This is a genomic window from Deltaproteobacteria bacterium (assembly GCA_026129095.1).
Classification (GTDB): domain Bacteria; phylum JAGRBM01; class JAGRBM01; order JAGRBM01; family JAHCIT01; genus JAHCIT01.
The window spans coordinates 17,409-41,085 of record JAHCIT010000009.1 but is presented as its reverse complement, the minus strand read 5'-3'; the positions used below and the strand labels follow the sequence as shown (position 1 = coordinate 41,085).

At 58.4% G+C, this 23,677-nt stretch carries 19 protein-coding genes; 11 read left to right on the top strand and 8 right to left on the bottom strand.

From position 1 onward, the window contains the following. Positions 1-16: 16 nt before the first annotated feature. From era to KIT79_12980, 5 genes are all read right to left on the bottom strand, one after another. A complete protein-coding gene (era, locus tag KIT79_13000) occupies positions 17-940 on the bottom strand; it encodes a GTPase Era (protein MCW5830220.1) in 924 nt (307 codons plus the stop codon). A 36-nt stretch (positions 941-976) separates the two neighbouring features. Continuing rightward, positions 977-1,702 (bottom strand): ribonuclease III, encoded by a 726-nt coding sequence (gene rnc, locus KIT79_12995; GenBank protein MCW5830219.1) that lies wholly within the window; start codon positions 1,700-1,702, stop codon positions 977-979. Further along, positions 1,702-2,844: a tRNA 2-thiouridine(34) synthase MnmA gene (gene mnmA / locus KIT79_12990; GenBank protein MCW5830218.1), complete on the bottom strand. Its 1,143-nt coding sequence runs from the start codon at positions 2,842-2,844 to the stop codon at positions 1,702-1,704. Before mnmA ends, rnc begins: the two co-directional genes overlap by 1 nt. A 105-nt stretch (positions 2,845-2,949) precedes the next feature. After that, a complete protein-coding gene (locus KIT79_12985; GenBank protein MCW5830217.1) occupies positions 2,950-3,726 on the bottom strand; it encodes a hypothetical protein in 777 nt (258 codons plus the stop codon). A 32-nt stretch (positions 3,727-3,758) separates the two neighbouring features. After that, the gene (locus KIT79_12980; protein MCW5830216.1) at positions 3,759-4,478 is read right to left on the bottom strand and encodes an SRPBCC family protein; all 720 of its coding nucleotides are present in this window, start codon (positions 4,476-4,478) and stop codon (positions 3,759-3,761) included. Positions 4,479-4,596: 118 nt separating this feature from the next. Here KIT79_12980 and KIT79_12975 point away from each other — a divergent pair, with 118 nt between their 5' ends. The 11 genes from KIT79_12975 to cadA all read left to right on the top strand — a co-directional run bounded on the left by KIT79_12975 (position 4,597) and on the right by cadA (position 20,790). Beyond that, on the top strand, positions 4,597-6,348 hold the full coding sequence (locus KIT79_12975) for a hypothetical protein (protein MCW5830215.1): 1,752 nt from the start codon (positions 4,597-4,599) through the stop codon (positions 6,346-6,348). A 4-nt stretch (positions 6,349-6,352) separates the two neighbouring features. Continuing rightward, positions 6,353-7,540, top strand: a complete 1,188-nt coding sequence (locus tag KIT79_12970) for a CoA transferase (GenBank protein ID MCW5830214.1) — start codon at positions 6,353-6,355, stop codon at positions 7,538-7,540. A 154-nt stretch (positions 7,541-7,694) separates the two neighbouring features. After that, entirely contained in the window at positions 7,695-8,666 is a 972-nt protein-coding gene (locus KIT79_12965; GenBank protein MCW5830213.1) for a SpoIID/LytB domain-containing protein, read from the top strand. Beyond that, positions 8,659-9,693, top strand: coding sequence for a tRNA preQ1(34) S-adenosylmethionine ribosyltransferase-isomerase QueA (gene queA / locus KIT79_12960; protein ID MCW5830212.1), 1,035 nt, complete (start codon positions 8,659-8,661; stop codon positions 9,691-9,693). Before KIT79_12965 ends, queA begins: the two co-directional genes overlap by 8 nt. Beyond that, positions 9,668-10,828 carry a tRNA guanosine(34) transglycosylase Tgt gene (gene tgt, locus KIT79_12955; GenBank protein MCW5830211.1) on the top strand — a complete coding sequence of 387 codons (1,161 nt, stop codon included), beginning with the start codon at positions 9,668-9,670 and terminating at the stop codon, positions 10,826-10,828. Before queA ends, tgt begins: the two co-directional genes overlap by 26 nt. Before the next feature lie 19 nt (positions 10,829-10,847). Then, positions 10,848-11,174: a preprotein translocase subunit YajC gene (yajC, locus tag KIT79_12950; protein MCW5830210.1), complete on the top strand. Its 327-nt coding sequence runs from the start codon at positions 10,848-10,850 to the stop codon at positions 11,172-11,174. A gap of 118 nt (positions 11,175-11,292) precedes the next feature. Next, a complete protein-coding gene (gene secD, locus KIT79_12945) occupies positions 11,293-12,897 on the top strand; it encodes a protein translocase subunit SecD (GenBank protein MCW5830209.1) in 1,605 nt (534 codons plus the stop codon). 18 nt (positions 12,898-12,915) lie between these two features. Next, positions 12,916-14,151 (top strand): protein translocase subunit SecF, encoded by a 1,236-nt coding sequence (secF, locus tag KIT79_12940; protein ID MCW5830208.1) that lies wholly within the window; start codon positions 12,916-12,918, stop codon positions 14,149-14,151. Between the two features lie 89 nt (positions 14,152-14,240). Continuing rightward, positions 14,241-16,361: a 4-alpha-glucanotransferase gene (malQ, locus tag KIT79_12935; protein ID MCW5830207.1), complete on the top strand. Its 2,121-nt coding sequence runs from the start codon at positions 14,241-14,243 to the stop codon at positions 16,359-16,361. 6 nt (positions 16,362-16,367) lie between these two features. Then, entirely contained in the window at positions 16,368-18,275 is a 1,908-nt protein-coding gene (glgB, locus tag KIT79_12930) for a 1,4-alpha-glucan branching protein GlgB (GenBank protein MCW5830206.1), read from the top strand. Between the two features lie 43 nt (positions 18,276-18,318). Further along, positions 18,319-20,790: a cadmium-translocating P-type ATPase gene (cadA, locus tag KIT79_12925; GenBank protein MCW5830205.1), complete on the top strand. Its 2,472-nt coding sequence runs from the start codon at positions 18,319-18,321 to the stop codon at positions 20,788-20,790. Between the two features lie 2 nt (positions 20,791-20,792). Here the strand turns inward: cadA and atpC are convergent, their stop codons facing one another. The 3 genes from atpC to atpG form a co-directional block, all read right to left on the bottom strand. Then, positions 20,793-21,215 (bottom strand): ATP synthase F1 subunit epsilon, encoded by a 423-nt coding sequence (gene atpC / locus KIT79_12920; protein MCW5830204.1) that lies wholly within the window; start codon positions 21,213-21,215, stop codon positions 20,793-20,795. 33 nt (positions 21,216-21,248) lie between these two features. Next, positions 21,249-22,739 (bottom strand): F0F1 ATP synthase subunit beta, encoded by a 1,491-nt coding sequence (gene atpD / locus KIT79_12915; protein MCW5830203.1) that lies wholly within the window; start codon positions 22,737-22,739, stop codon positions 21,249-21,251. Positions 22,740-22,802: 63 nt separating this feature from the next. After that, complete coding sequence (atpG, locus tag KIT79_12910; GenBank protein ID MCW5830202.1) at positions 22,803-23,672, bottom strand: ATP synthase F1 subunit gamma; 870 nt, start codon at positions 23,670-23,672, stop codon at positions 22,803-22,805. Positions 23,673-23,677: the final 5 nt, after the last annotated feature.

Genomic DNA, 23,677 nt, shown 5'->3' with positions numbered 1-23,677 from the left:
GGATTACTTCAAAGAACTATCCACCTTGATGATAGCCAAGGCGCTTGAGCGCCCGTGGATCTGAAGTCCAGTCCTTCAGCACCTTTACTTCCAGCTCAAGAAACACTTTCTTCCCGAGCAGTTTTTCCAGATATTTACGGGCTTCGGTGCCGACTTCCTTGACCATGGAACCCTTTTCACCGATCACAATCCGCTTCTGGGAATCGCGCTCCACGTAAATGACCGCCCGGATCCGGTCCAGTTTCCTGCTTTCGTGGTAGTCCGTTACCTCAACGGCAACAGAATAAGGAAGTTCCTTGCCTAAACGCCGGAAAAGTGCACCTCGAATAGATTCTGATGTGACAAAACGCGTATCGCGGTCCGTAACCTGATCGGCGGGGTAATAGGGTTCGCCAGGCGGCATCTGCCGGGCGACGAGGGTTTTCAGCCTTGTGAAGCCGGCATCCTTCCGGGCCGATATGGGGATGATCTCATCGAACAACCCAAGGGCAGACAACTCTTCAATAAAGGGAAGGAGCCGGTCCTTGGGCTTGATCAGATCGACCTTGTTAATCACCAGGTATTTGGGCTGTTTGCGTTTCTTGAGTTCGCCAAAGGCGAACCGGTCGTCTTCTGTAACCCCGCGGGGGCCATCCAGCAGGTAAAGGATCAGATCGGAATCCTCGATCCCGCTCAGGGCTTCACGGACCAGAAACCGGTTGAGCGGTTGCGTGGGCTTGTGCAGTCCCGGAGTATCAATGAAGAGAATCTGTGCGCCGCCGGGGAGTTCTTCCGATGGCTCAACGTTACAGATGCCCAGTATCCGTTGGCGGGTCGTCTGGGGTTTTGCCGTGACAAGGGAGAGTGGTTGCTCAAGCAGCCGGTTGAGCAAGGTCGATTTCCCGGCATTGGGACGACCCGCGATGGCAACGTAACCCGAGTGGAAGGGTTTTTCGTTCACGAGTGTCCTCCATGGTCCGTCAATGCCCGCATCGGTTCAGAGCTCCCAGTCCTTCGATTGGTCGGTCAGGGACAGCAGGACTTTACGTGCAGCGTCCTGTTCGGCGGCTTTCTTGCTCGGCCCGGTACCGGTCGCGTCCCGTCCGGAGACGCTGCATTTGATGGTAAAAATCTTGGCGTGGTCGGGGCCTTCGGCGGACAGAATCTGGTATTCGGGAAGCGTGCCCCCTCCCTTCTGGGCATACTCCTGCAGCCGGCTTTTCCAGTCCGTAAGATCCATCGAGCCGGCCGGACCTGACAGAATCTGCCATGACCGCTCGATGACGGATGTGACGGCGCCAATCCCTCCATCCAGATAGACTGCGGCAATGAGGGCTTCAGCGGCATCGGCAAGCACAGAGGGTTTCTTGCGTCCGCCCTGGAGTATTTCACCAGCGGAAAGCCGTATATGCGTATCTAGGCTCCAGTGAAGGGCAAGCCGTGCGAGGGCAGGCATGCAGACGAGCTGGGCGCGGAGTTTCGATAGATCACCTTCGCGGGCCTCGGGGTATTTTTCCAGAAGGATTCCGGAAACAACGAGCCCGAGCACGGCGTCACCAAGAAATTCATACCGCTGGTTGGAGGCAAGTGCTGGATCGCCAGCCTGGCTTTCATGTACCCAGGAGGTGTGGGAGAGAGCGGTAGCCAGGTGAGCTGGATCCCGGAACCTGTGTCCAAGCACCGTTTCAATGGCGTTTAGTGTATCGGAAGGCAGATCGCTCATCAGGAATGAATGTCCCGTGGGAGAGCGGCCGGCCGGAGCTCCGTGCGCCCAATAGGGGCACCCATCGCACGAGCCCTCTGGATCCAGCCACCGCCAATGACAGTGTCGCCATCATAAAATACCGCCGCCTGCCCCGGCGTCACGGCACGCTGGGGCTCATCGAACCATACGGTTGCATGGCTAGCATCCATATGAACCTGGATACGGGCAGTTGCAGGGTGGTGGCGGTGACGAATCTGGACACTTGCGGTGAACTCCGAGCCGGGCTCGAAAAAATCCGGACGCGACAGCCGGACCAAGGCGTCCGGGGAGTAGGTTTCCCTGTCATCTCCAACGATGATGCGGTTCAGTTCCGGGTCGATCCGGATCACGAACACCGGATCGCCCGTGCCGGAAACTCCGAGCCCCCGGCGCTGTCCGACAGTGAACTGGTGAATGCCGTCATGATGACCTATCACGCGGCCATCGGCAGTTTCGATGGTGCCTTTCCCGAGCAAGGATGCCTTCTTCCGTAGCTCATCCGACACAAAGCCACGTGTATCGTTGGCTGGAACAAAACAGACTTCCTGGGAGTCTGGCTTTACCGCCACGGGAAGATTCATCTCGGCAGCCAGCCGGCGGACTTCGGTCTTGGCCAGTGTACCCACCGGGAACAGGGTCCGGGCGATCTGCTCCGCGGTCAGGGTGAAAAGAAAGTAGCTCTGGTCCTTGTCTGCATCATGGCCGCGGGCAAGCCGCCCATCCGGCGTAATCCGGGCATAATGTCCGGTTGCAAGCATCTCGCAGCCGAGCTTCATGGCATGATCCCACAATGCATCGAACTTCACGTACTCATTGCACTTGGCGCACGGATTGGGCGTTTCCCCCCGGGCGTAGGAATCGACGAAATAGTCGATGACCTGCTCGCGGAACCGTTCACGGTAGTTCACCACAAAAAAAGGGATTCCAATGGCATCGGCCACCCGGCGGGCGTCCTCGATATCTTCCGGAGCACAGCAACTATGGGCGCCCCGAACCAGGGTGGGGCTGGTGTCCGTGAGGCGCATGGTGACACCCACGACATCGTGCCCCGCACGCTTTAACAGCGCGGCGGCTACGGAGGAATCAACGCCTCCGGACATGGCGATCAGTATGCGGGACATGTGCTAGCTGCGTGTACCTGCAGGCTCCAGTTTGGCCCTGCCAGTCAGGGCGTGGCGAGTCTAAAGGTGCGGCCTGTCGGGCGCAAGGCAAGGGGAAGCCGGTGATTATCGCCCGGAGAGTTTGGCCAGCTCGGCCGCGAATTCCTCGCGTGTAATCTGGCCCTTTTTGGCAAGAATACGGATCACGGTGTTGAGGTGCATCTGAAGGGTATTGACCTGCTCGCGCAGGGCATCGATTTCCTTGTCGGTATCCGCAGCCCGTGGCCGCCGGAACGAAAGGGCCTGTTCGTCGTCAAAAGGGTGGGACATGGCGTTGGGATCAGGCGCCGGTGAGGCCGCCATCACTGGCGGCCCGGCATGTGCCTTTTCTGCTGTTTTTACATGCCGGAAACCGCCGGAATTCTCATGAAATGACAGGTCGTAACCGAAATCCTGGGCGTAGTAGACCTTCTTGATCGCTTCCTCGATCTGGTGATGAAGGGCAGCCTTCTGCCGGATCACGGCATTCAGTTTGCGGGCCAGCGTATCCACCATGGCCATATCGGTCAGGTGGGTAACTGCGAATGTGATGGTTTTCTTGGGACGGGTTGTTTCGTCGATTTCCGCGATCATGCATCCATTGGTCTCACAGGTCCGTGAATCAATGAATGCGGCAACGTTATGCGGCGGGATGAAATTCTCGAGGTCTACGGGTTCCAATCCCATCTGCATGCCGACGGCGGTCAGCACATCGGCTTTTTTGCAGAAGCCGCGCCGGATCAGGATCGTGCCGATCGGTTGCCGACCGATCTTTTGCATTTCCAGCGCCTTGGCCAGTTTGTCGGCCGTGAGGGCCTGCATGCTAATAAGTATTTCACCCAGTTTTTTTCTTACGGCTGGCAAGCTTGTTTCCTCGTCGGGGCTCCGGGTAAATTTCAGTCAAATTCAGCGAATCGCATGTCGATCGGGGTCGGAGGTGCGCTCGACCTCCGGGCATATTCAGGCAGGGGCGGAGGTCCCTGCTTGTATACATCTGACTTTACCAGTTCCCGCAAGCGATCGGCCATCATCGGGAGCACGACGCCGGCGCCAGTCTGTGCAAACGGCCCAACTGCGGTTCCGGACAGGTCCATCAGCATCGATAAGGTGACTTCCGTCCGGTCGGTCCCGAACGGCCGCATCGAGTAACTTCCATAGGTGTTCCGGATATCTCCGCGTATGTAGGTCCACTCGACGCGGTAGGCTTCCGGAAAGTGCACGAACGATGACGTGACGTTGTATTTGAGCGGCACGCCGGTAAGGCCAAACCTCATCTGGTACACTACCGTCCGGCCTTTGGCTTCGGTGAGCTGGACGTCCTCCAGCACCGGCATGATCTTCGAGAGGTTCCGGTAATCGGTTGTTACCGCCCACACGAGGTCTATGGGCGCATCGACAACTCCAATGATCTTCCCATGCTTGACATTGGTCCCTTCCACCTCGGTCAGGACGATGTATTTTTCTCCCTTGGCGAGAGACTGGCGAAGCTGCGCGTACCGGTTGGTATCCGAAAGGTCTTTTGGGAGCGTCTTGGCGCCGCAGGCGCCAAGCACCAGCACGACCGCGATGCCTGCCGCGAGCGGGAACAGTCGTTCTTTTATTCGGGAAATGCCCATAATGGAGCCAAGTGCTCTGGTTCCTGCCTTGCCTGTCAAATCCGGTTCGCGCAACTATACCCCGCGAAAGGCATGGGGTAAACGGCTATAGGCACCGGCCCCGGAGTTAATGAATTTCATGGAATACAAGTCGCTGCTGGCGTCACGGTTCACTATTCCGGCGCAAGCGGGAGCCAGCAAGCTGATGACCGCAGAGGAAGCCGTTCAGCGCTTCGTCGAGCCGGGAGCGTCACTGCACTTCATGGCTGGCCACGGCCGGGGCTTTCAGCTCATGAACGCGGTCGCCCGGGTGTTCCGGGGCCGGAAACCGGATTTTACGATGCTGCAGGCATCGGTCAGCGACACGGCGATCGCCTCGCTCGATGCGGGGTTGTACCGGAAGCTGGTTACGACATTCGTAGGGGATACCTATCCTGTTCCGGGCCCAAACCCCATCGCCCGTGAAGCCATAAAAAAACACAGTATCGAAATCGAACACTGGTCCCTGCTGAGCTACAGCCAGCGCCTATGGGCGGGAGCGCAAGGGCTCTCGCATACCGTTACCCGGTCGATCGCCGGAAGTTCGATGGAGAAAAATACCGGTGTCCGGGTGATTGAAGACCCGGATCGTCCCGGCGAGAAAATCACCCTGATCCCGGCGCTGGTACCGGAAATATCCTTCGTTCAGGCCATTGCCGCCGATGCAGCCGGGAATGTCATTCTTTCTTTTCCCCTGGGCGAAGGACCGTGGGGGGCACAGGCAGCCAGCAAGGGCGTCATCGTGGGGGCGGAAAAGATCGTCCCGACCGAAGAAATCCGGCGTTACAGCGACCACGTATTTATTCCAGCCCACAAGGTGCTGGCGGTGGTCGATTTCCCGCTGGGCTGCCATCCGAAAGGCATGCCGAGCCACGGATATCCGGGTGGACGAGGGTACGCTGACGATTACCCTTTTCTGGAAGAAACACGTCTTGCCGCCCGCAAGGGGCGTGATGTTTACGACGAATGGATCGAAAAGTGGGTTTACGGAATCAAGTCTCCCGCTGATTATCAGGAAAAGCTGGGGCGTGAGCGGATCGACTATATTTATACAAATACCCGGCCCGATAGCTGGAAACCGGAGATCGACGCCCGGCTCCCGGAGCTTAAGGCGCCATCAGAGGGGATTACTCCAGCCGAAAAGGGCATCGTGTTCGGTGCCCGGATTATGCGCGACCTGATCCGCACGGAAGGGTATCAGAGCATTCTCGCCGGGGTAGGGCCGTCAAACCTGGCCGCATGGCTTGCCGAGTATTTTATCCGGCAGGATGGCGGCGCTGTCAGCCTGATGGCCGAACTCGGATATTTCGGCTTCACACCGAGACCGGCCGACCCGTTCCTGTTCAACTTCCGTAATGCACCCACCTGCACGTTGACAGGTGGAATACTGGACATTCTCGGGACGATGGTCTCCGGACGCGGATCGAAATGCCTTGGTGCACTGGCCGCTGCCCAGATTGATCCTGCCGGTAACCTGAACTCGACGCGGCTTGCTGACGGTGCCGTGCTGACCGGTTCAGGCGGCGCAAACGACGTTGCAAGCGGCGCGGAAGCTACCGTAGTCGTGACAGTGCTGGCCAAAAACCGGTTTGTGAAGGAACTTCCGTACGTCACGAGCCCCGGCCGCCGCGTGGAATATGTGGCAACCGATAAGGCCGTGCTGAAGAAACTGGATGGAGAACTGGCGCTCTGGGGTGTAGCCAGGGGCGCTGATATTGCCGCCGATATCGAGCCGTCCTTCGGCTGGACACTGAAACGGCATCCCGAACTGAGGGAGCTGGAACCGGCCACTACGGAGGAGATCGCGCTGCTCAGGCTGTTCGATCCCCGGGGGCTCTTTAGGGAGAAATAAGGGGATGTCCAACGCGCTTGAAGGACTGAAAGTCATTGATTTGTCCCGGCTTCTGCCAGGACCGTACTGTTCGATGGTGCTTGCTGATCTGGGGGCTGATGTCATCAAGATCGAAGAACCGGGTACGGGAGACTATTCCCGCTACCAGGGGTTCAAGAAGGGTGGAAAGTTACGCACCTCGTTTGAAATCCTTAATCGCAACAAGCGGTCAATGACGCTCAACCTGAAGACGTCAGCCGGCCGGGAGATACTGAAGAAGCTTTGTGCAGACGCCGATGTCGTTCTGGAAAGTTTTCGCCCCGGCGTCATGGATCGCCTGGGCGTGGGATATGAAACGCTTCGGGCCCTGAATCCGAAGATCATCTATTGCGCCATTACCGGTTATGGCCAGGAAGGCCCCTATCGCAACCGCCCTGGACATGACCTCAACTATCTGGGCTATGCGGGGATTATCGACATGACCGGCCCGAAGGACGGGACGCCATCCCTTATTGGCACACAGGTCGCCGATCTGGCAGGAGGCGCTCTGCAAGGGGTCGTGGGGATACTGGCAGCCCTCCGGGCCCGTGACCGGACCGGCAAGGGCCAGTTCGTTGACGTCGGGATGATGCAGGCATCGTTTTCCCTCAATCTGCTTCATTGGGCCGAGCAGATGGATCGTCCCGGCCAGGAGATTCACCGTGGGGATACAAACCTGACGGGCCGCTATGCCTGCTATGGTGTGTACCGTTGCGGTGACGGCCGGTATGTGACGCTGGGCGCGTTGGAAGCGAAGTTCTGGGAAAACTTCTGCAATCGCGTAGGGCATCCAGAGTGGATTGCTGTCCACCTTTCCGAAGAGCTGCCCGTCAATGAAAAACTGAAGAAGGAAGTGACCGAGCTTTTCCTTTCGAAGCCGTCCGCGCACTGGCTCGGACTCCTGGAGGATGAAGATATCTGCTTTGGACCGGTCCAGTCAGTGAAGGAGTCGGGTGAAGACCCCCAGATCGCTGCGAGCAGAATGGTTTATACAGCACCTAATTCGGCGGGTGAGCCGCTCCGGCATCCGGCACTTGGGTTCCAGCTTTCGGAAACCCCGGCAACGCATCAGCGCCCGGCACCAGGGCTTGGTGAGCACACCGTCGCGGTGCTGACCGGACTTGGTTATGGCAAGACCGACGTGGACCGGCTACGCGGTGAAGGCGCAATCTAGGCCGATGGGCAGCCGGAATATCTTTCGCAGGGTCTTTGTCCGAAGCGCGGTTGCGGTTACTGCCACGGCCGCGTTTGCCTGGCGTCGCAGGGCAACAGCGTCCAGCGGGCCCCGTGTGACAATACTTATCCACGAAGGCAGGGGGCCGGTCACCTTGCGCGGGTTCCCTCTCCGGATTGGGCGACGGGAGTTTGGCACCGGCCCGGTAACAGTATCCGCATCGGGCGGAGCCATCGTTGCCGACGGCAAGAAACTGGGGAGTTCCGCCTCTGTAAATCCTGAAATCCTGATCGGCGGAAGCCGGTATGCTGGCGAACTGGTACTGAAGGCTGAGGGCGACCTGATTCGGCTGCTGGAGACGCTCCAGATGGAAGATTATCTGCCGGGCGTGGTGATGGCCGAGACCTATGCCTCGTGGGAGAGTGCGGCTCATCAGGCTCAGGCAGTGTGTGCACGTTCTTATGCAATGGAGCGGCTGCGCCGCGGGCGGCGGAGCCGGAACGCGGACTATGATTTTGTCGCAGGCCCGCAGGACAAGGCGTACGGTGGCGTTTGCGATCATGCAAATATCACCAGGGCGGTTGCTGAAACCAGTGGCCAGTGGCTCTCCCATGACGGGAAAATAGCGGAAACGGTTTTTCACTCCTGTTGTGGTGGAATGACCGAATCCGGTTCTGCCTTGTGGGGGCGCGATACACCTTATTTACGGAGCGTGGAATGTGAATTCTGCCGGGAAGCTCCGGAGTATTTGTGGTCTGCGAAGGTAGAGACAGAAACGGTCATGGCCGCCGCTGCGCAGGCAGGAGCGAAGGGCAGCCAATTGATGGCAATCAAGGTGGGCGCGAAAACTTCATCGAAGCGGGCCCGCGAGTTTGTCCTTACGACGGATGCCGGGACGGAGAAAGTGGATGCGCCAAAGTTTCGTTCGGCCGCCGGGACTACAGTGCTTCGGAGCCTGCGCTGCCGTGCAGATATGATCGGCGGAAAAGTGGATTTTATCGGGTCCGGCTACGGGCATGGAGTGGGCCTCTGCCAGTGGGGGGCACAGGGGATGGCTCTAGAGGGACGGGATTACCCTGCCATTCTCGGCTTTTACTACCTTGGCGTGCGGATCGAGCGTGACTGAATCTGTCCCGAAACTTGAGGATTTCGATTTTGACCTGCCGGAGGGCCAGATCGCCCGGTATCCGGCGGCCCAGCGGGACGAATCGCGCCTGCTGGTAATCGACAGGCAGACTGGCGCGCTGCAGCACCGGGTATTCCGGGATCTGCCGGCCCTTCTCAGGCCGGGCGATGTGCTGGTCCTGAATCGTACGAAAGTTCGCCAGGCACGGGTCCGGGGAAAGCGGGCCACGGGCGGCGGCGTCGAGTTGCTGTTTCTGGAAGAACATGCGCCGGGCATATGGAAGGTCCGGGCCAAGCCAACGACAAAGCTGAAACCGGGCGAACCCCTCATTCTGCCGCAGGCAACCGTGTCGGTTGGGGAACGTTTGGGAGAACATCTGCTGGTAAAGCTGACTCCGGACACCGGACTGACTGCTGACGAGTGGTTTTCCCGCGTGGGGGAGATGCCGATCCCGCCGTATTTTAAACGTAAGGCGGAGCCGATGGATCGGGAACGGTATCAAACAGTCTACGCAGGGCAGGCCAGGTCTGTGGCCGCGCCCACCGCGGGGCTTCACTTTACTCCAGAGCTTCTGGACCGGATTCGCAGGGAGAATGTCGTTATACGGTTTCTTGATCTGGCCGTGGGCTGGGGCACCTTCCAGCCGGTCCGCAATGAAGTGCTTGAGCAGGGTGTGCTGGAGTCGGAAACCTATGAAATCCCTGCTGAAACAGCTAGGGCGATTGTGCAGGCGAGATCAGAAAACAGACGGGTGATTGCCGTTGGGACCACAACGACTCGGGCACTGGAGTCGGCATGGCGCGTGACACCGCCAGCCCTCACGGGGTCCACCCGGCTGTTTATTCATGAACCTTATACGTTTCGCTGTATTGACGGGCTCATTACCAATTTCCACCTGCCCCAATCCAGTCTGCTGATGCTCGTGGCGGCGTTCGCGGGCCGGGAAAATATCCTCAAGGCCTACCGTGAGGCGGTTGGAATGGGTTACAGGTTTTACAGCTATGGCGACGCCTGTTTCATCGCCTGACAACTTCCGGCCCGGTTTCGAGCTGACGAAGACCGTCGGCCTGGCCAGGCGCGGCCGTTTGCGGCTTTTTCATGGTGAAGTGGAGACTCCGGTATTCATGCCCGTGGGGACGGCAGGGACTGTCAAGGGAATCACCCCCGATGAACTCACGGGCATGGGCGCGCAGATCATCCTGTCAAACACATATCACCTGTTTCTACGTCCGGGTGTGGAGCTGATTGAGGAACTGGGTGGCCTGCACCGGTTTATGGGATGGGGCAAGCCCATACTGACCGATTCTGGCGGGTATCAGGTTTATTCGCTGGAAAGTCTGAGAAAACTCGACGACACAGGTGTAGAGTTCAAGTCCCATCTGGATGGCAGTACCGGACAACTGACCCCTGAACGTGTCATTGATATCCAAGAGCGTCTGGGGTCCGACATCATGATGGTCCTGGACGAATGTCCTCCTCACGATGCTCCGGAAAAGCTGCTTGATCAGGCCATCGCTCGCACTTCGCGCTGGGCGGAGCGTTCACTGAGAGCATGGCGAAAGCCGCATCTGGCCCTGTTCGGGATAGTGCAGGGCGCTGCTGATCCGAGACGCCGGGTGGCCCATGCGGAGCTTCTGGGCAGGATGGAACTGGATGGCCGCCGGTTTGATGGTCTCGCCATCGGGGGTCTTGGGCTCGGTGAAGGGGCAACGCAGTTTCTGGACACTGTGGAGGCGACCGCACAAGCAATGGACCCGGCCCGGCCACGGTATTTGATGGGGATTGGCCGTCCAGAAGATATCCTGAATTCCATCGAACGGGGCGTGGATATGTTCGATTGCGTGATCCCGACCCGCAATGGCCGTAACGGGCAGGCCTTTACCAGCGGGGGCGTCGTCAAGATCAAGAACCTTCAGTACAGGAACGACCCCCGTCCGCTTGATGAAACATGTGACTGTCAGGCTTGCCGGAACTTCTCGCGGGCCTACCTGCGGCATCTCTATCTGGCCGACGAAATGCTGGCTCCAAGACTGCTCGCCTTACATAACCTCCACTTCTATCAAACCCTGCTAAAGGAGGCCCGGGACGCTATTGATGATGGGCGGTTTGTGGAATATAAGGGTTCGCGCCTTGCGAGGATGACAAGTGACTCACCTGATTGAAATCATTGGAACTTTGACCATGGCAGCACCCCCGGCAGAGGGGGAGCAGCCGAGTGTGTGGGCCATGCTCGGCTGGTTCCCGATTCTGATCCTGCTGTTCTATTTCCTGATGATCCGCCCACAGGTAAAACGGGAAAAAGAGGTCAAGACGATGCTGGAAGCGATCAAGGTTGGTGATCGCGTGGTGACCAGCAGCGGCATTCATGGCAAGGTCACCCGGATTGAGAATGGAATCTTTACGATCGAGATCGCCCAGAATGTGCGTGTTGATTTTGAACGTTCGGCTGTTGCCTCGGTTCGCAACAAGAAAGACAAAGAGAAGGAAGCCGAATCCGGCAAGTCTTAAGGGAAAATACGGTGATTGCCCACACGGCTCCAGGGCCGTGAGTGTGCGGTCAGATGAGCCATGACTTTTTCTGGTCTGGCCAACCGGCGGAGCCGCTTCGGGAAGGAAAGGAAATCCAGTGGAGTTAGTAATCAAGATCGTGGTGGGGGTTGTGGCCGTAGCCCTCATTGGCGCCGTATTTCTTGCGCCGGCCGCGGTGCGGTTCCGGGCGACTGGCGTGGCTATTGTAATGAGCCTCATCGCCCTCCTGTTCCTGTTCAAATGGCCGCCGGTACTGGGCCTCGACTTGCAGGGTGGAGTGCATCTGGTTCTTCGTCTGGATGATCAGGATCTTTTGGACCATGAGCACCGGGTGATCGAATCCGGGCTGGATAGCCAGTTAAAAGAAAAGGGTATTGAAGGGGCAGTATTCGAGAGGCACCCTGACCGGTTGGCCATCCGTTTCCCTGACGAAGAGAAGGCAAAGACCGCCCGCTCCATCATCAAGGATTACCTTGGTAACATTGCCAGCCTGAGCATTAGCGGCACCCAGGCGGATGTAACAATTGAGTCGATATATCTGCGTGATGTCCGCGCCCGGACGATCGCCCAGACGATCGATACGGTGGACCGCCGGATTAACGAAATGGGTGTCACTGAACCGATCATCCATCCGCAGGGGATGCACAAGATTGTCGTCCAGCTCGCTGGCCAGGCCTCATCGGCCCGGTGGAAGGGTGTGATCCAGCGGACAGCGGTGCTGAAGTTCATGCTGGTGGAGTCCGAAGCCCCGACGCGGCGGCAACTGCTGGAGCCGCACGGCGGCGAAGTACCGGCGGGCTTTGAGGTCTATCCCGAAGTCGATGATACAACGGGGAAGGAAGCGTCATGGTACCTGGTCAAGACGACTCCCTTTGTTGACGGATCGCTCCTGGAAAACGCATTCCTGACGGCTGACCAGGACGGTGCTCCTGCAACGGGGTTCCGGTTTGGTGCCGAAGGGGCGCAACAGTTTGGCGAGATGACCGGGGCTCATCGTGGGAAGCAGCTGGCGATTGTTCTCGACGATGTGATCAAATCGGCGCCGGTCATCCGGGCACGGATTACACGCGATGGAATCATTTCGGGCAATTTCACCCAGCAATCGGCGCAGGACTTGGCCGTCGTGCTTCGGTCCGGTCCACTGCCGGTGAAGATCACGATTGTCGAAGAGCGCACGGTGGGCCCCACGCTTGGACGGGATTCGATCCGTCAAGGCGTCAGGGCCATGCTGATTGGTGCCTTCGCTGTCCTGGCCTTCATGGCGGTCTACTACCGGGTCGGCGGCCTGGTGGCCAATATGGCTGTCATGATGAACGTCCTGATCGTTCTGGGCGTTATGATGGCATTTAACGCCGTTTTTACGCTCCCGGGTATTGCGGGCCTCGCTCTTTCTGTCGGCATGGGCGTGGATGCGAACGTGCTGATCTTTGAGCGGATCCGTGAGGAGATTTATTCGGGCAAGACGATCCGGGGCGCGGTGGAAGCCGGCTATGACCGGGCATTCACGACGATTTTCGATTCAAACCTTACGACGCTGATTACAGGGTTCGTGCTGTTTATTTTCGGAACCGGGCCAATCAAGGGCTTTGCCGTGGTTCTGGTCATCGGGCTGGTGGCAAACCTGTTTACCGCCTACTGGTGCACGCGGATTTTCTATGACGGCCTCGTCCAGTCGGCGCGGCCCAAGCAACTGAGCCTGTAGGGCGGAGGACGAACATACATGTCTGGCAAGAAGCTCCCCGAGTTCCCGTTCACATCCTTTGTCAAACCGGGCACCCTGATTCGTTTTTCCAGGGCAGCAAAGATTTGCGGTGCGTTTTCCATGCTCCTGTTCGTGTTTGCCGGCTGGCAGTATTTTTCGGGCCAGTTCCGCTACGGGATCGACTTCGCCGGCGGATTGGATCTTCAGGTCCGGTTTGAGCCTGGTGTGAACACGGCAGCAGTCCGCAAGAAGCTTTCTGAAGCCGGATTGACCGATGTTCTGATCCAGGGGCTGACGGCGGAGGGCCAGAAAACGGGAGAAGTTGTTTCTGCCGGTTCCATTGCTACTGCGGAGAAGCAAGCAGAAACAGCGGCAGGAGAAGAAACAGCGTCTGGCAGTGAGGCTGAGCCTCCGGTCGGAAAAGCCGCTGCAACAGCGGCAGCCGAACCGGCTAAAGACGGCACGGAAATTTCCGAAGAGGCAGGCAAGGCGACGGCGGTTTTGCCGGAAGCAGCGGACGAGCCCCTGAATCTCACCGGCCCCGAATACCTGATCAAGGTGAAGATGGAAGGTGAGGATATTTCAGAACGGGCGGCCGCGGTCCGGGCGGCATTGACCAAGGGTTTCGGTGAGCGCGGATATGAAATCCTCCGCCAGGAGGGTGCAGGCCCCGCGGCCGTGAAGGATCTGTCGCGGAAAGCCATTGAATCTGTCGTTTATGCCATGCTGTTCCTGTTCATCTACATCCTGATCCGGTTTTCCCAGCTGGATTTTGCATCGGCGGTTGGTTTCGGAACTGGCGCAGTTTTCGCCACATTCCATGACGTCGTTATGGTGATGGCCATGTTTGTGCTTTTCGGGTACGAATTTTCACTTCCGGTCCTGGCGGCATTCCTGACCGTGGTTGGCTACTCGGTGAATGACACGATTGTTGTATTTGACCGGATTCGTGAGCGGCTCAGCCGCCATCGCACCGCTGATCTATGGGATCTTTTCGACCAATGTGCCAGTGATACACTGTCCCGCACGATCATTACGGGCGGAACGACGGCGGTTTCAGCAGCGGCACTGCTGATCTTTGGCGGTGGCGTGATTCACGATTTTGCCTTTATCATGCTCTGGGGTGTCATCTTTGGAACCTATTCGTCGATATTCGTGGCGTCGCCAGTATTTATCCTGGTAACCAGATATCTTCAGTCCCGGCAGTCCCGGCGGGATTCTACGCGAAAGAAACCCCGCGCCCAGCGAGCCTGAAACACCCGCCTTCCCTGCGGTGTTCCTGACAATCGTCATCGCCAGCTGACGGATTGGGAAACACCATTTCTCGTGATAGGGAGCGGGAAGTGGCCGCAGATAACACGATTTGGGAGCTTGCCCGGCTTTATGGCGTTCAGACGTCATATTTTGATATCGGGGGCGTTGAGCGTCATGCCAGCGAAGAGGGACTCCGCCAGATCCTGAATTCGCTTGGTGCCGGGCTTGAAGGTCTGGCCAGCTGCTCTGATGCGACTATCAGGCGACGGAGAACCTTAGGCGGGAACCTACTCCCCCCGGTTGTCGTCCACTGGGATGGTGAACCGGGGGCGGTTGCCTTCCGTTTGCCGGTGGAGGGCCTTTCGCGCGCCTGGAAACTGAATATCCTGACCGAAGATGGATCTCCAGTTTATTCGTCTGATTTTTACCCGGAGCAACTTCCCGATGCGAATGTCGAGCGGTTTGAAGAGGCGGGGACCATTCCCAAAAGAATGGAGCTGCCAGACTCGCTGGTTCCTGATTACTACCGGCTGGAACTTACTGACGGACATCTGGGCGCACAAAGCCTGCTGGTGAAGGCCCCGTCAAGGGCGCCGTCTCCGGCAGAAACCGGTATTGGACGGGCGTGGGGCGGTTTCCTGCCGCTTTATTCGCTGGGTAGTGGCTCGGCAACCTACACCGGGCTGGGGCGTTTGGGTGAATGGATCGGCAGGCAGGGCGGGGCTGCAGTCGCCACGCTTCCACTGCTTCCCACATTCATGGACAAGCCGTTCGATCCAAGCCCTTATGCACCGGTCAGCCGCCTGTTCTGGAATGAAATATACATAGATGCCGAGGCCACGCACGAATACTCTGTGGCAAAGCATTCAGGGCTGCTGGCTTCAATGGCCGGCCGCATGGACCGGCTGCGAACCTTTAGTGAAGGCGAGTTGGTCGACTGGCGGGAGGCATACCGTCTTCAGCGCGAACTGCTGGAGCCTCTTTCACGGATCCTGATGGACCGGACCGGTCAGCGCCGGGACATATTTGAAGAATGGCGTAAAAGCCGGCCTGACGTGGCAGACTACGCGGCCTTCCGGGCCGCGATGGAAAAACACGACACGGCATGGTGGAACTGGCCGGAATCTGCGCGTAATGGCCAGCTATTGCATGCGGACTACGACCCTGCGGTACAGGACTACTACATTTACGCCCAGTGGATCTCGGAGCGACAGCTTGGTTCAGCATCAGAAAGTTGCCGAAAGGCCGGTGTCCGGCTCTATCTGGATCTTCCTGTCGGCGTCCATCCGGACGGCTATGATGCGTGGAAGTACCGAAACCTGTTCGCTACCGGAATTGCAACGGGGGCGCCGCCCGATCCGTTTTTTATGGGCGGCCAGAACTGGGGGTTTTCCCCCATGCACCCTGAACAGCTCAGGGAAGCAGGATACGCATACTGGCGGGCAGTCCTTCAGCACCATTTCCGCCACGCAAAACTGCTCCGGATAGATCATGTGATGGCCATGCACCGGCTTTACTGGATTCCCCAGGGTGCTCCGGCCACCGAGGGTGTCTATGTCCGGTATGAAGCTGACGAGTTCCAGGCGATAACGGCACTAGAGGCCAAAAAACAGGGCGCGGTAGTTATCGGAGAGGATCTGGGGACCGTTCCTGATGAAGTTCGTTCCGGCATGGAGCGCCGTTCATTCCAGCGGCTCTATGTCATGCAGTTCGCCTGCCGTGAAAACGCAGAAGCCGCAATCGAGCCACCGTTGCCTTCAATGGCGGCCAGTTTCAATACACACGATCTGCCGCCATTTGCCGCCTTCTGGAGCGGCAGCGATATCGAGCGCCGGCTCGTAATGGGTCATATTGACGAGAGTATGGCAGGCAATGAACGGGAGCAGAGGGCCCGGCTCCGGCAGTCGGTGGTTGCCTACCTGCGGCGACAGGGATTGATGGCAGAAAGCGATGAAAGTCCTCAAGGGGTCTTGCGGGCCTGCCTTCAGTGGCTGGCTGCGAGCCCCGCGTGGCTTATGCTGATCAATCTGGAAGACCTGTGGGGGGAGGAACACCCCCAGAACACCCCCGGTACCCAGCACGAATGTCCCAACTGGAGCCGTCGCTCCCGCCTCGATATAGGGGCGATGGCTGGCGACAAGGCGGTTATGGAACTGCTGGCGCTCGTAAATCGTATACGGAACGGTTCTACTGGCAGTTCTGGAGGCTGACACGCTGTGACCCATCCAGCGAAGCTGACGGATCACGACCTGTACCTCTTCAACGAGGGGACGCATTTCCGCTTGTACGAAAAATTTGGCGCCCATCCGGTAGTTCAGGATGGTATTGCGGGCGTCCAGTTTGCGGTATGGGCACCGAACGCCGGCCGGATCGCGGTAATCGGCGAGTTTAACGGGTGGGACAAGAGCCGCCATGCGATGGAGCCGAGGGGCAGTTCCGGTGTATGGGAACTATTCGTACCTGGGGCTGCAGCCGGGCAACGCTACAAGTATTTCATTGAATCGCGTATCGGCAGCTATTCGGTGGACAAGACCGATCCATTCGCAAATTTTGCAGAGATACCGCCACAAACGGCATCAGTAATCTGGAACCTTGATTATGAGTGGAATGATCGGGCCTGGATGGCTTCCCGGCGGGACTATCACTCACTGCAGGCGCCGGTTTCCATTTACGAAGTTCACCTGGGTTCGTGGATACGGGATCCTTCCGAACCGGACCGAATCCTGTCGTGCCGGGAGGTTGCTCCCCGCCTGGCGGCTTATGTCCGCCGTATGGGCTTTACCCATGTCGAACTGCTGCCGGTCATGGAACATCCGTTTTATGCGTCGTGGGGCTATCAGACGACAGGGTATTTCGCCCCTTCCAGCCGGTACGGCAATCCGCAGGATTTCATGTACCTGATCGATCACCTGCATCAGGAGGGGATCGGCGTTATTCTCGACTGGGTGCCGTCACACTTTCCTTCCGATGAACATGGGCTTGCCTACTTTGATGGCACGCATCTTTATGAGCATGCGGACCCGAGGCTCGGTTATCATCCGGACTGGCGCAGTTATATCTTCAACTATGGCCGCCATGAGGTGAGATCATTCCTGGCGAGCAGCGCAGTTTTCTGGCTGGATAAATATCATGCCGATGGCCTTCGGGTGGATGCCGTCGCATCTATGCTTTACCTCGACTATTCGCGCAAGGAAGGCGAATGGATCCCGAACCGGTATGGGGGCAAGGAAAACCTGGAGGCCATTTCATTCCTGAGATGGCTGAATGAGACCATCTATGCCCAGTACCCGGACGTGCAGACAGTCGCCGAAGAATCGACGGCCTGGCCTATGGTGTCCAAGCCTGTTTATGTCGGGGGGCTGGGGTTCGGGCTCAAGTGGGACATGGGCTGGATGCACGACATGCTGGAATACTTTTCCCTTGATTCGGTATTCCGCCAGTTTCATCACAACCAGATCACGTTCCGGATGCTTTATGCATTTACTGAAAATTTTGTTTTGCCGCTTTCGCATGACGAGGTAGTTCACGGAAAAGGCTCCTTGCTGGGAAAGATGCCAGGGGATGAGTGGCAGCAGTTTGCCAACCTGCGGCTCCTGTTCGCCGCGCAATTCGCCCAGCCGGGAAAAAAGCTGCTATTCATGGGTTCCGAATTCGGTCAACGCCGGGAATGGGATCACGACCAGAGCCTTGACTGGCATCTGGCCGACACGGGGCTGCATGCGGGAATGCAGCGCCTGATGGGTGACCTGAACCGTCTCTATCGTGGTGAGCCGGCCTTGCACGAGCTTGATGCGGCTCCTGATGGATTTCAGTGGATTGACTGTCACGACAGCCAGCAAAGCGTCGTCAGTTTCCTTCGGCGGGGTACGAAGCCGGACCGACTGGTAGCTGTGGTATTCAACCTGACTCCTGTGCCCCGGCATGGGTACCGGATCGGACTGCCGATGGGCGGGCGGTGGGCCGAACTGCTGAATACCGATTCCCGTTACTATGGTGGCAGCGGGCAGGGAAATCTTGGCGGTATCGATACCGAGCAGATTCCTGCGCATGGGCACCAGTGGTCAGCGCGACTGACGCTTCCTCCCCTGGGTGCGATCTTTTTGAAACAGGCCGACGGGCAATAAACCTACCCCCGCCGGTTTTTGCCGTGTTAAGATAGTGGCAATCATGGGCAGTGTTCACCACTATCAGGTTGAAGGGATGCACTGTGCATCGTGTGCAGTGCGTGTCGAGGATGCCTTGAGAAGCATCCCCGGCGTGGAATCCTGCGCCGTCAACTTTGCTGCCAAGCAGGCGCAGGTAAGTGGTGAGGCTGATATCAAAGCTATGGAGACGGCGGTTCGGTCCCTTGGCTATGAACTTCGCCCGATGGGCTCAAGCAATACCGATGAATCCGGCTCTGCCATCCGGGTGAACGCAGCTCGCCAGAATGCAATTATCGCCCTGATTCTCTCAGTTCCGCTTCTGGCCCTTCATTTTGCCGGTCACGGGGCTGCCGTGATGCTGGTATCCGGTGCGTTGGCTACCGCTATCGTTGTGGGGCCTGGCCGTGCCATTTACAGCCGGGCTTTCCGGGCAGCGGTGCGGGGGACCCTGAACATGGACTCTCTGGTCGCCATGGGTAGCGGAACAGCCTTCATGGCCGGCTGGGCTGGAATAGCGCTGGACGATCACCGGCTGGTGGATTTCCCGGCAGCGGGCCTCATTCTCTCATTTGTCACGATGGGGAAATATCTGGAGGAAAAGGTTTCCCGGCGGACGGGGGAATCACTTGAGGAGCTGGAAAAGGCAATTCCCCAGTGGGCTCACCGGCTTGGCGCCGGCAGTGAACCTGATGATGTGCCTGCCACGGCACTTGTTCCCGGCGATCTCATCATTGTCCGCCCGGGGGAGGCGGTCCCGGCAGATGGGGAGGTAACCGGCGGACGTTCGTCAGTCAGTACCGCACTTCTGACCGGAGAGCCACTGCCGGTTCTGAAGGAGTCTGGGTCGAGAATTATCGCCGGATCTGTCAATAATGACGCCCCGCTGACGATCCGGGTGACAGCTACCGGAGAATCGAGTTTCCACGGGAATCTCATCCGGCTGGCCCGTGAAGGCCAGAATATCCGCCCTGGCATCCAGAAGCTGGCCGACCGGGTTTCGGCCTGGTTCGTTCCGGTGACTGCCGCGATTGCGGGGCTAACATTTGGTATCTGGTGGTATCTCACCGGAGACTTGGCAGAAGCTCTTGTCCCGGCGGTCACGGTGCTGGTGATTGCCTGCCCTTGCGCTTTGGGACTGGCCACGCCTGCGGCGGTTTCCGCACTGGCGGGTTGGGCGGCCAGGCGGGGGATCCTGATCCGGAGCGGCAAAGCCATTGAGCAATCGCCGCAGCTCAGGGCAATTGTTCTGGATAAGACGGGGACGCTTACGCAAGGTCTTCCGGAGGTGGTTGAATATGTCCACCAGTCACGGATTATCCCGCAGGATGAGGTGCTGGCTGTTGCACTGGCATTGGAGCGGCGAAGCGAGCATCCCCTTGCCCGGGCCATTGAGCGGTATCTCTCGCCCCGAAATCTCGCGGATATAACACTTACGGAGATAATGAACTTTCCCGGCGAAGGAATCTCCGCCCAGTGGAACGGGAAGGCCGTGGCAGTGGGTTCCCGGGAATATGTCGTCACCCGGCATCAGATTGACCGGTCGCACCTGCTCCGGATGATCGGACTGCATCCGCACGCCACACGTAGCTATGTCGCAATAGATGGCAAACTTGGCGGCATATTCTACCTGAATGACCCGATACGTAGTGGAGCGGAAAACGCTGTTTCGCGGCTCCGGGCTTCTGGAATAGAGCCGGTGCTTTCCACTGGCGACAACGAACAGGCCGCGGGGCTGGTGGCAAAGACGCTTGGGATCTCCCGGTTTCATGCGAATGAGTTACCAGCGGCCAAGCTCGACCGTATCCAGAAGATACGCTCGGAACTGGGCCCGGTAGCCATGGTTGGTGACGGGATCAATGACACGGCGGCCCTGCAGGCAGCCGATCTGTCCATCGGGATGGGGACGGGCACCAGCGCCGCCCAGGCTGCAGCGGATATCGTCCTTCTGCGAAATGATATGAATCTGCTCGCTGACGCACTGGAAGGGGCCAGGGAGTGCGCGTCCAATATACGGCAGAATCTTGTCTGGGCATTCCTGTTCAATGCCGTTGCGATTCCCGTAGCTGCGGCAGGCCTCCTTCCCCCCATGTATGGGGCGCTCGCCATGTCGCTTTCGTCGGTGCTGGTAGTAACAAATGCCCTCCGGCTCACCCGGTTCCAGCCGGGGGGTACGGAAACACCATCCGCGGCTACGGAGTGGGTGCCTAGTATCGAGGAGGCTCTGCCGGAGAATGAAGCCAGAGTGCTGACCTGCAATGTCCAGAGTGATGAAGACGAACGAAAGCTGAGAAGCCATCTGGCAGAACTGAATGGGTTTCTGGAGGCCCGGATGGATCGCAGGAAACAGATACTGAACGTCAGGTTCGATCCAAACCGTGTTTCACGTGTCCGTCTGATCGAAACGGTACGTGCTGCTGGGTATACCGATATGGACCCTGGCTATCTCCACACGACTAACTATGGTCCCGCCGGGGACCGATGGAAATACAAATAGAGTTAGTGCGTCTTTTGGCGTGCAACGTGGGCACGGGTCCGGTTTTCCTCGATATTGGAAACCGTCCGGGCGTAATCCTCGCTCGTGAACGAGATGGATTTCAGCACGTGCTCAAGCTCGTTACGCTGTTTTTCGATCTCCACAGGATCGAGTTCGTCGAGGGATTCGGCCTTGTCGGCAAGCACGACAACCCCCTTTTCACTTACCTGCAGGAAGCCACCGTGGCAGGCGAAGATGTGCTCCTTGCCGCCCGGTTCACGCAGGCGAAGGGGGCCGCTGCCCAGCATTGCCAGGAAAGGCGTGTGGCCAGGAAGTATACCGACTTCCCCGCTGGCCGCCGGAGCAATCACCTCTATGACATCAAGTGATGCCGCCTTCCGGAAAGGGGTAATCACCTCACAGTGGAACGGTCCAGCTACGGCCATTTCTGGTTGACTCCCTCGCTAGCGCCGGGCCACTCAGGCGGCACCGGCCAGCTGCTTGGCCTTGTCAATGGCTTCCTCGATGGAGCCGACCATGTAGAACGCCTGCTCGGGCAGGGCGTCATGCTTGCCCTCGAGGATTTCCTTGAATGAACGGATCGTGTCCTTCACCTTCACATAGCGGCCGGCCTGTCCGGTGAACTGCTCGGCGACATGGAACGGCTGGGACAGGAAACGCTGGATCTTCCGGGCGCGGGCCACAACGGTCTTGTCCTCTTCGGAAAGTTCATCCATGCCCAGAATCGCGATGATGTCCTGCAGATCCTTGTATCGCTGGAGAATCTGCTGGATCTGACGGGCGACCTGATAGTGCTCTTCGCCCACGACCTGTGGATCGAGGATACGGGAAGTCGAGTCGAGCGGATCGACGGCGGGGTAGATGCCCAGCTCGGATATTTGCCGCGAAAGCACGGTCGTCGCATCGAGGTGCGCAAAGGCCGTCGCCGGGGCAGGGTCGGTCAAGTCGTCGGCAGGCACGTAGATCGCCTGGACGGAAGTGATTGATCCCTTGTTGGTTGTCGTGATCCGCTCCTGAAGCTCGCCCATTTCAGTGGACAACGTCGGCTGGTAGCCCACGGCCGAAGGGATGCGGCCGAGGAGCGCAGACACTTCCGAACCAGCCTGGGTAAACCGGAAGATGTTATCGACGAACAGGAGTACGTCCTGGCCTTCCTGATCGCGGAAATACTCGGCGACGGTAAGGGCGGTAAGCGCCACACGTGCGCGGGCTCCCGGCGGCTCATTCATCTGTCCATAAACGAGAGCACATTTGGACTGGTCAACCTTGATTACATAACCACCGTGTGGGCCTTTCTTTGGGTGCCCCTTGTCGTCCTTTTCAGCCACGATGACGTTTGATTCAATCATTTCGTGGTAAAGGTCATTGCCCTCGCGGGTGCGTTCACCCACGCCGGCAAACACAGAGAATCCGCCGTGTCCTTTGGCGATGTTGTTGATGAGCTCCATGATGAGCACGGTCTTGCCCACACCGGCACCACCGAACAGGCCGATCTTGCCGCCGCGGGAGTAGGGTTCCAGCAGGTCGATCACCTTGATACCGGTTTCCAGCATTTCGACCTTGGTGGAAAGGTCGGCGAACTTCGGGCTCGGGCGGTGAATCTCCCAGCGTTCCTTGGTGGTCACGGGACCCACGTCGTCAACCGGCTGTCCGACCACGTTCATGATCCGGCCCAGTGTTTCACGGCCCACGGGTGTCGTGACGCCCTTGCCGGTATTCCTGGCCTCCATACCGCGCTTCAGGCCGTCGGTCGTGTCCATGGCGATTGTCCGGACGATATGCTCGCCCAGGTGAAGTGCCACTTCGAGTACCAGATTGTCTGCCTGGTCGTTGATGAACGGGTTGGTGACGGTAAGAGCCGTGTAGATTTCGGGAATGGCGGTGTCAGTGAACTCGACGTCCACGACGGGCCCCATTACCTGCAGAATTCGTCCGTTACCGGCTGCCATGTTGTCTGACCTCTCGTTTCCATTGGACCGGGGTATTCACCCCGGTCCGTTTCGCTAGAAATTTCAACCCTTGAGCGACTCGGCGCCGCCGATGATCTCCATCAACTCCTTGGTGATCAGTGCCTGGCGGGCACGGTTCATCTGGAGCGTTAGCGAGCCAATCGCTTCCGAACAGTTCTTTGTCGCGCTCTCCATCGCCGTCATCCGGGCGGCATGTTCAGACGCCACCGATTCCAGAATTGCCTGCTGTATGCAGCTTGCCACATATCGTGGCAGCAGCGTGGAGAGTATCTCCTCACGGGCAGGCTCATAGATGTAGTCTGGTGGTGCCGGAACTGCCGGATCGTTTTCAACACTGATGGGCAGGAGCTTCTCGAAAGTGATTTCCTGGGCAATTGCCGACTTAAACTTGTTGTAGGCGATAGTGACCGACCGGTATTTCCCACCCGTAAATCCTTCTACCACGAACCGTTCCAGTTCCTGGGCGGCTTTGGGCGATGTCGGGGATGTGGACGGGACGCTGGAATCAGATTTCCAGCCCCAGGCCTTGAAAAACTCCTGCCCCTTGCGGCCCACAAAACGGATCTGGATATTCTCAGGGGAGGGTAACTGGTCGTCAGGCATGATCTGCCCGCGAAGGCGCCGACTGAGATTCCCGTTGAAGCCGCCGCACAGGCCCCTGTCTGAGGTTACCAGAACAATCAGGTCAGCTCCATTTTCCGGTTGCTGGAGCAGGGGGTGGCCACGATGTTCAGCGCGCCGGGCCATCTCAGTAATGATCCGGCGCAGACCGTTGGCATATTCCCGGTGATTGAGAGCGGCCATCTGGGCGCGGCGGAGCTTGGCGGCCGAAACGAGCTTCATCGCACGCGTGATCTTCTGCGTGTTCTTCACAGACTTGATGCGCGTGCGGTAGGTTTTCAGGCTCGGCATCGGGA

Excerpts from the sequence above, each read along its gene's own strand:
- rnc (MCW5830219.1), bottom strand. The coding sequence starts at position 1,702 with ATGAGCGATCTGCCTTCCGATACACTAAACGCCATTGAAACGGTGCTT.
- mnmA (MCW5830218.1), bottom strand. The coding sequence starts at position 2,844 with ATGTCCCGCATACTGATCGCCATGTCCGGAGGCGTTGATTCCTCCGTA.
- KIT79_12980 (MCW5830216.1), bottom strand. The coding sequence starts at position 4,478 with ATGGGCATTTCCCGAATAAAAGAACGACTGTTCCCGCTCGCGGCAGGC.
- KIT79_12975 (MCW5830215.1), top strand. The coding sequence starts at position 4,597 with ATGGAATACAAGTCGCTGCTGGCGTCACGGTTCACTATTCCGGCGCAA.
- KIT79_12970 (MCW5830214.1), top strand. The coding sequence starts at position 6,353 with ATGTCCAACGCGCTTGAAGGACTGAAAGTCATTGATTTGTCCCGGCTT.
- tgt (MCW5830211.1), top strand. The coding sequence starts at position 9,668 with ATGGCGACGCCTGTTTCATCGCCTGACAACTTCCGGCCCGGTTTCGAG.
- yajC (MCW5830210.1), top strand. The coding sequence starts at position 10,848 with ATGGCAGCACCCCCGGCAGAGGGGGAGCAGCCGAGTGTGTGGGCCATG.
- secF (MCW5830208.1), top strand. The coding sequence starts at position 12,916 with ATGTCTGGCAAGAAGCTCCCCGAGTTCCCGTTCACATCCTTTGTCAAA.
- cadA (MCW5830205.1), top strand. The coding sequence starts at position 18,319 with ATGGGCAGTGTTCACCACTATCAGGTTGAAGGGATGCACTGTGCATCG.
- atpC (MCW5830204.1), bottom strand. The coding sequence starts at position 21,215 with ATGGCCGTAGCTGGACCGTTCCACTGTGAGGTGATTACCCCTTTCCGG.
- atpD (MCW5830203.1), bottom strand. The coding sequence starts at position 22,739 with ATGGCAGCCGGTAACGGACGAATTCTGCAGGTAATGGGGCCCGTCGTG.
- atpG (MCW5830202.1), bottom strand. The coding sequence starts at position 23,672 with ATGCCGAGCCTGAAAACCTACCGCACGCGCATCAAGTCTGTGAAGAAC.